Annotated in this window: 9 protein-coding genes, 1 tRNA gene and 1 pseudogene; 6 read left to right on the top strand and 5 right to left on the bottom strand. The window is 45.3% G+C overall.

All coding sequences use genetic code 11. The annotated features are described in order from the left end of the window. The coding region (locus J7545_RS01095; protein ID WP_318719009.1) for a hypothetical protein at positions 1-301 on the top strand (301 nt) is incomplete at its 5' end. 255 nt (positions 302-556) lie between these two features. Here the strand turns inward: J7545_RS01095 and J7545_RS01090 are convergent. The 5 genes from J7545_RS01090 to J7545_RS01070 form a co-directional block, all read right to left on the bottom strand. Then, positions 557-640: transfer RNA gene (locus J7545_RS01090), tRNA-Leu, on the bottom strand. An 85-nt stretch (positions 641-725) separates the two neighbouring features. Beyond that, positions 726-1,880 (bottom strand): ABC transporter permease, encoded by a 1,155-nt coding sequence (locus J7545_RS01085; protein WP_318698601.1) that lies wholly within the window; start codon positions 1,878-1,880, stop codon positions 726-728. Positions 1,881-2,016: 136 nt separating this feature from the next. Next, positions 2,017-2,202, bottom strand: a complete 186-nt coding sequence (locus J7545_RS01080; RefSeq protein ID WP_318698602.1) for a hypothetical protein — start codon at positions 2,200-2,202, stop codon at positions 2,017-2,019. 84 nt (positions 2,203-2,286) lie between these two features. Further along, positions 2,287-2,469, bottom strand: a complete 183-nt coding sequence (locus J7545_RS01075; RefSeq protein WP_318698603.1) for a hypothetical protein — start codon at positions 2,467-2,469, stop codon at positions 2,287-2,289. 2 nt (positions 2,470-2,471) lie between these two features. After that, complete coding sequence (locus J7545_RS01070) at positions 2,472-3,761, bottom strand: hypothetical protein (protein WP_318698604.1); 1,290 nt, start codon at positions 3,759-3,761, stop codon at positions 2,472-2,474. A gap of 99 nt (positions 3,762-3,860) precedes the next feature. On the opposite strand from J7545_RS01070, the gene crtR reads away from it, so the two are divergent. The 5 genes and pseudogenes from crtR to J7545_RS23845 form a co-directional block, all read left to right on the top strand. Continuing rightward, positions 3,861-4,760, top strand: a complete 900-nt coding sequence (gene crtR, locus J7545_RS01065; protein WP_318698605.1) for a beta-carotene hydroxylase — start codon at positions 3,861-3,863, stop codon at positions 4,758-4,760. A gap of 60 nt (positions 4,761-4,820) precedes the next feature. After that, complete coding sequence (locus tag J7545_RS01060; RefSeq protein WP_318719008.1) at positions 4,821-5,033, top strand: hypothetical protein; 213 nt, start codon at positions 4,821-4,823, stop codon at positions 5,031-5,033. A 157-nt stretch (positions 5,034-5,190) separates the two neighbouring features. Beyond that, on the top strand, positions 5,191-5,949 hold the full coding sequence (locus J7545_RS01055) for a GUN4 domain-containing protein (RefSeq protein ID WP_318698606.1): 759 nt from the start codon (positions 5,191-5,193) through the stop codon (positions 5,947-5,949). 193 nt (positions 5,950-6,142) lie between these two features. After that, positions 6,143-6,976, top strand: a complete 834-nt coding sequence (gene menB, locus J7545_RS01050; protein ID WP_318698607.1) for a 1,4-dihydroxy-2-naphthoyl-CoA synthase — start codon at positions 6,143-6,145, stop codon at positions 6,974-6,976. A gap of 28 nt (positions 6,977-7,004) precedes the next feature. Further along, positions 7,005-7,148 (top strand): annotated as a pseudogene (locus J7545_RS23845) (IS4 family transposase); the annotation flags it as partial. Positions 7,149-7,286 lie beyond the last annotated feature (138 nt).

The raw sequence follows: 7,286 nt of genomic DNA, 5'->3' as shown, positions 1-7,286 counted from the left end.
TAAGGTGGATAGCCTCTTTCCCAAGTCAGAGCGAAATCCCTATGCCGGTGAAGTGATGGGGAAAAGGAGACTGATGGAAACGGGTCATTTTACCCACAGAATGATGAGAGCAATCTTGCCGGGTCAGAGGGTGACGGACAGATTTGGTTATTGGTGGATACGAGTGGATAATCCTGACAGGCCGATTCACGAGCAAAGAGGAATGAGAAATAATAGTGGCCGATTAATGGCGACGTATGTCGGCTTGGAGAGTGAATGGGACAATTGGGAAAAATATAGTCATCAGATAGGGCAGATGTGATAGGTATGATTGCCGCATAGACATTATCTATGAATACCATAGATAACACTTATGTGATGGTCATGTGATTCGCTTATAGATAAAATTTTATAGCAATGCTTTCATCTATAAACTTTCCTTATTTTACTTGACCTATCTTTTACCCATTCACTTTGGGGATGCTATGGTGGTTTTAGGTGCAAATTAGGTGTAGCGCCCCAGTGTCCGCAAGAACTTTGGGATTCAATTGCCTGGTGTAGCTAGGTTATAATGCGATGCGGAACCGGGGACTTGAACCCCGAAGTCCTTGCGGACACTAGAACCTGAATCTAGCGCGTCTACCAATTCCGCCAGTTCCGCTTTTGGGAGCTTTTCAGTAACCTGATTAAGCACTCCGATCTTCTATTATTATCGATTTTTAGTTTAAAGTCAAGTCAAAGCTCAATTAAGCTCGTAGAGCTTTGACAGGATCGAGTTGACTGGCTTGCCAAGCCGGGAAAAAACCGGCACTCATACCCACGACTAGGGCTGCAGTGAGGGAAAATCCAGCGACTTGGGGATCGAAGCGGTAGGGTAAGTTAAATTGATCGGCAACAATCAGGGTTAAACCGTGAACGGTTACGATCGCCATTACCCCACCCACTAAACTCAATAGTGTAGCTTCTAGAATAAATTGACATAAAATATCCCGCTCCGTTGCACCGATCGCTAAACGCAGCCCAATCTCGGCGGTTCTTTCCATCACCGAGGCAATGCTAATATTGGCGATACCTACCCCCCCCACGAATAGAGCAATTAATCCCACTAATGCTAATCCTTGGGATGCTAATTTTAAGGTGGTTTGTTGTTCCAAGATTTCATCGATATTCGTCCCTACCCAAAACCGTTGTTGGGGAAATCTCTGCTCGACTAAAGTGTTAACCTGCTGTTCTAGCTCCTCAAGATCTTCTATGTTTTGAGGACGAATTAGGATATTAGGGATTATCCGAGAACCGGTCAGAGCATAATAGAGAGTAGAAGGCACTAATACGAGTCCTTGTCGCTCTCCATCGGCTGGAAAATTCGCAACTATACCAATAATGATATAGGGTCTACCATGAATATATATGCGTTGATGAAGGGGATCTCGATCTTTAAAGAGCTGCTGTGCCATAAATTCGTCAATAATGGCAACGGAACGAAATTCCGTAAACTCTCTGGAGGAAAAGGATCGTCCCTGAATGATTCTTCGTCCGGCTGTGGCGAGCAAATGCTCGGATACCGCGACAACTTCTGCCTCAGCTTGTTTGTCTTCAAAGAAAACTTGACTCCTCCAATTGATATACTGTTTAGTCGCGATCGCCTCTACTCCGGTTAAGTGTTTCTCCAGAAACGTCACATCTTCTGAAGTCATTCCCCATTTCCAAATTTCCACCTGCGGAGGTTCTCGCTGGGCTAACTCCTGCTCCATGATGGCTCTAGAGATTGTACCGACTTTCAAGGTGGCATCAACGGCAAAGACACCCATGAATACTCCCACCAAGGTTAACCCCGATCGCAAGGGGTTACGCCATAGGGAACTCCACGTTATTAGGATCAAATGGGGTAATGATAAACTCATGGTTTTTTTCAGGTAGCAGTTGATTTACAGGGCTTTGGGATACCTGAGAAAGTATAACGCTTTGGACTCTAGCAATAGGCAAAAGCTTGCATTGCTTAAGTTCTGTAGACGAATCTGTGGTGATTTAAGGGGAGGTTTATTTTTGAGCCCTCAGTTGAATTTTTTGCAATAAGCATTCTACTTCAGCTTCTAAGTGTAAATACTTGACTTGTTGATCTGCCTGATACAAATTTTGCATCTTTTTCCAGGATTCTTTAGCTTGAACAGAGGTGGATGCAGATTTCTTTTGGGTAGCTAAAGCAACAGTAGAAGAGGTGTTCATTTTGTTTAAAAATATATGCTTATTTATGCCGAGGGAGGATTATAGCGTAAACAATCTCAAATCATCAAGTGTTGTAACAAGATTCTAGAAACGGGTAATGCTCAATTGGAGAATACCGGCAGCGATCGCCGTCCAGATCAGCAGAATAATAATTGCTCCAGGAATAAACGTCAACAGACCGATTCCTCTCAATATCCAGAGAATAAAAGCCCCTAGGAGGCTAAATACAAATAACCAGTAGACTGGACTACTCGATTTCATATTCATAGTTATCTGGCAGTCTCCATCCTAGATTTAGGTTTTGGCCAAGGAATATTAGCACGTTTGGCTAATTCACGAGCAACGCCGATCGCCCCCCATTGATTAATATGGCTCGGATCGGCAAAATACTTGGGATTCTTGAGCTTCTCTAATTCTGGACTAACCAGATTAATCGCTATTAAGCCTTGATGATTGACCCACCCATTGAGTTCCTGATGAAACTTTTGTTCATAAGCCAAACGTACTGGATCGAGATAGTCCGCAGTTAGAGGAAGATTGACAAATACTAACGGAATCTGCTGTCTTTGGGTATAGGCGAGCAGTTGCTCGAGGGCGATCGCCTGTTCTCCCTGAAGGTAGAATCCACTATAGTCCCCGTCAAACTGTCCGGCAATGCGAGGATACTGGGTATAGTAGGTTTGGGGATTAAAGACTTGCTCAACTGGTAAAAACCCCAAAGGCGTTAAATCACTCAACGTGCGGTTTGCTTGAATAGTGGCTAATGCTTTTTCCCAGATCGAAGCTTGATGGCGCTCGGAAACCGGGGGCAATAGACAAGGAGAACTGAGAACACTAGAAATTAATGAGACCGATGGCTCTGAACTGGCAAAGGGTATCGGAACGTCATAACACTGCTCGGCATCTGGCAAAAGCAAGGGAACACTAGGGCGTACTCCCTCTAAGAGCAGTTTATACCCTTCAGATTCAATAATTGATTGATAGGTACGGTCTGAACGACCACTATTAAATGCTCGGACTCCATCTGCCCAGAGAATGAGACGGGGAAGTTGATCGGAGGTGAGAATTTCCCGAATTAACAAATCCACTACTTGGACCGTTGCACCATTAATGCCGAAATTATAAATGCTAATGCTTAACTCTCCTTGCTGTCCCTCTCCTATGGCTTTGCGCAAGGCTAACGGATCGACCCCTTGCAGGGCGCGAGAACTGCCCACAATCAGAATATCAGGCGGCCCATATAAGGCGACTTGATACAAATACCAACCCAAATGCTCATTGAGTCGTTGAGAGCCAAAATTAGCGGGAGTAAAGCGGGTTAAACCGGGTTGCGAAAACCCGCCTTGCTTGACTAACCATCCAGAACGCTCCGATTCTTGAGTCTCGAGGATAGAAATCTCAGTGGGACGGAGGGCATAGGCTTGCCAGAGGCGATCGCTACTTCCCCAAGTCAGGAATACACTCGGCAATAGGAACAACCAGAAGCTCATCAGCATAGATCCATTTTGATGCTCTGTTCTTAAGATAAAGGCGATCGAGGTATACCTGCCCAGTTTCATTAAATGAGTTGATGTTACAAAACTTTATTATTTCCCCCTCATCCTCTATACTACCCAAAGGCTTATTTGTACCAGTGAAACGAAGGAGTACCGAATCGCATGATGGTGTCGGAGGCACAGAGACCCCTGACCGTTCCCAAAGAGTTGCTTCATCCACCTGAGAGTTTTTTCAATCTCAATGTGATCATGTTCTTGGCAGCTCTGATCCTAATTGGGCTGTCAGTGTGGGGATATTGGTGGGCAGGTTTACCCCATTGGCTCTCATTTATCGAGAGTATCTTGGCGCTGCATTTAGCCGGCACTATTATTCATGATGCCTCCCATAAGGCTGCACACCGCGATCGCATCCTGAACGCCATTCTCGGTCATGGTAGTGCCCTGATGCTTGGCTTTGCTTTTCCAGTCTTTACCCGCGTCCATATTGAGCATCACATCAATGTCAATGACCCCGAAAACGATCCGGATCATTTTGTCTCCACGGGAGGCCCCCTCTGGCTGATTAACGCCCGCTTTTTCTACCACGAAGTCTACTTTTTCCAGCGCAAACTCTGGAAAAACAATGAGCTGCTCGAATGGTTTCTCAGCCGCTTATTTTTGGTCGCGATCGTTGCCGCCGCCTATCATTGGGGTTTCCTGAACTATATCCTCAACTTTTGGTTTGTTCCCAGTGGTATTGTTGGTTTAGCCCTAGGCTTATTCTTCGACTATCTTCCCCATCGTCCCTTCCATGAAACTGCTCGTTGGAAAAACGCCAGAGTTTATCCGAGTCCCATCCTGAATCTGTTGATTTTCGGTCAAAATTATCATCTGGTTCATCATCTTTGGCCCTCCATTCCCTGGTACTACTACGAAAAAACCTATCAGGTGATGAAACCTCTATTAGACCGCAAAGGCTGCACCCAAACCCTTGGACTTCTAGAAAAACAGAGTTTCTGGAGTTTCCTTTACGATGTCTTCATCGGCATCCGCTTCGGCGGCCACGGGAAATCCAAGGATTAGTCAAGATACTCAGTGAGTTGATCTAAAATTAAGTTATCCTCATAATTATTCCTCTTGTCCATGACTAGCCAAGAACTAGGAGAGCAACTGCTGACTCTATCGCTTGCTGAAAAAGCTCCGATCGTTCAGCAATTGACCCAACGTCTCAGTCGCAAAGGCATCACAAAAAAAACCTGGTATTTGTGGTCGAGAAGCTTGTATCGCTGGAACTCAAATTACTCTTTGGCTATATTGACTCTAAAATCGACAAGATTTTATTCAATTACACCGTGAAAATCCCAGCCATTACAGTATCATCATTTGTACTAATGATAGGGATCGTTCTCGTATGGCGATTCAGATTAATGATGCGATCGCCGCAGAAGAAGACTTAAGCAGTCAGTTGATTCGTGTGGTACGTCCTGCCAATTAAACATTTTGACCTTGGGTTGTGACAGAACAACGGCGAATAACATTATCAAATTATGCCCAACAGATGGGAGTTTCCTATAAGACGGCTTGGCGCTGGTGGAAACAGGGACGGTTAATGGGGGAACAGTTGCAGAATGGTTCGATTTGGATTGATGAGTCTATGTGTCCAGAGCAGGACACGGATTGGTTAAAAGAACAGCTAGAGATTGCGTCTCAGGAGCGAGAAGAGTTAAGAAATCTTTTGTATGAGGTTGTAGCTCAATTACAAGAGTTACAGGGGACTCCAGAGCCGAATCCTTGGCCGTCTGAGGTAGGGATGGACTATAGTCACTTGGTGTCTTTGCTGGCGGCGGGGAGTTGGCAAGAGGCCAATGAGTATACCTGGTTGTTGCTGTTGGCGCTGGCAGGATATGAGGAGGGGGACACTCTGGGGCTGGAGGAGATGGAGGCGCTGCCGAGGACGGATATGGAGACGATCGATTGGCTGTGGTATGAGTATAGTGAGGGTCGGTTTGGGTTTGGGGTGCAGGAATGGATTTGGGAAGAGTGCGATCGCCATTATGAGGTATTTTGCGATCGCATAGGCTGGCGCATTCAGTCCAAATGGCTCAGTATGGATCAACTCAGGTTTTCCCTCTCTGCACCTGTGGGACATCTTCCGGCAATTATCTGGCGTAACCGTGCTTGTTATGGTTTAGGCTATCATTCCCCCGATGAAGTTTTAGAAACCCTGTTTTCATTTTCAATACCTTCGCCAAAATCGGGCAGGGTGGTTTGAGGGTGATTTCTGGTGATTGTAAAACAATAGAGAAGCAAGCTTGCTCAAAAACAGCCCTGTCAAAACCAGGTGGGGCGCTTCTATAGTAAAGTTATTGTCTACCACAACTACAGTGACTCGCTATCGCTCACATGAATCGGTTAGGGAATGGGGTAAAATCCTTAAGTCTTGATTATAAGGTGCGATCGCATTTATGACTGTTAACTGGGAAAGCGTTAAAACTTACGAAGATATTCTCTATCACAAAACTGATGGTATCGCCAAAATTACCATTAACCGTCCCCAAAAACGCAACGCTTTTCGTCCCAAAACTGTATTTGAACTCTATGATGCTTTTTGCGACGCAAGAGAAGATGCTCAAATTGGGGTAGTCTTGTTGACGGGGGCTGGCCCCCATACGGATGGGAAATACGCTTTTTGTTCTGGTGGAGATCAGAGTGTTCGAGGTACAGCAGGCTATGTAGATGATGCAGGTGTACCTCGCCTCAATGTACTCGATTTACAGCGATTAATCCGGTCGATGCCCAAAGTGGTAATCGCGTTAGTGGCCGGATATGCGATCGGGGGCGGTCATGTATTACACTTGATCTGCGATCTAACTCTGGCGGCTGATAATGCCATTTTTGGGCAAACAGGGCCAAAAGTAGGCAGTTTTGACGGGGGGTTTGGAGCCAGTTATTTAGCCCGTATTGTCGGTCAAAAAAAGGCACGGGAAATCTGGTTTCTCTGTCGCCAGTATACAGCCCAACAAGCCCTAGATATGGGTTTAGTCAATCATGTGGTTCCGGTAGAACAATTAGAAGTAGAAGGGATTCAATGGGCACAAGAAATCTTACAAAAAAGTCCGATCGCCATTCGCTGCTTAAAAGCAGCCTTTAATGCCGACTGTGACGGACAAGTAGGCCTACAGGAGCTTGCGGGGAATGCAACCTTACTCTATTACATGACAGAGGAAGGTGCAGAAGGCAAACAAGCTTTTTTAGAAAAGAGACCTCCCAATTTCCGCCAATATCCCTGGTTACCGTAGGTCAAAGAAGCTACGCAAAGCCGGCTATACCCAATCCAGGAACAAGAACCTAAGTCTAGTGTGGGGGACTCATGCCCTGCCGGTATATTGGGAAATGTTGAGTAAAAAAGGAAGCAGTAGTCTAGAGGAACAACAAAGAGTATTAAGCCCGGTATTAGAGGGGCTAAAGCCAGAAGTGTTGAATGTTAGCTTAATGCCGAAAAAAAGAGGATAAAATATGGTATTCTATCCTCAAATATTCAAATAATATTCTCGCCTATGCTAGCTTCCTTTACCAATCTTGTCAAACCCATTCTCAAGTCATTGTCTC

It is taken from the genome of Roseofilum sp. SBFL, from assembly GCF_017746885.1.
GTDB lineage: Bacteria > Cyanobacteriota > Cyanobacteriia > Cyanobacteriales > Desertifilaceae > Roseofilum.
Note: the sequence above shows the minus strand (reverse complement) of the source record. Positions and strands in the feature narration are given on the sequence as shown.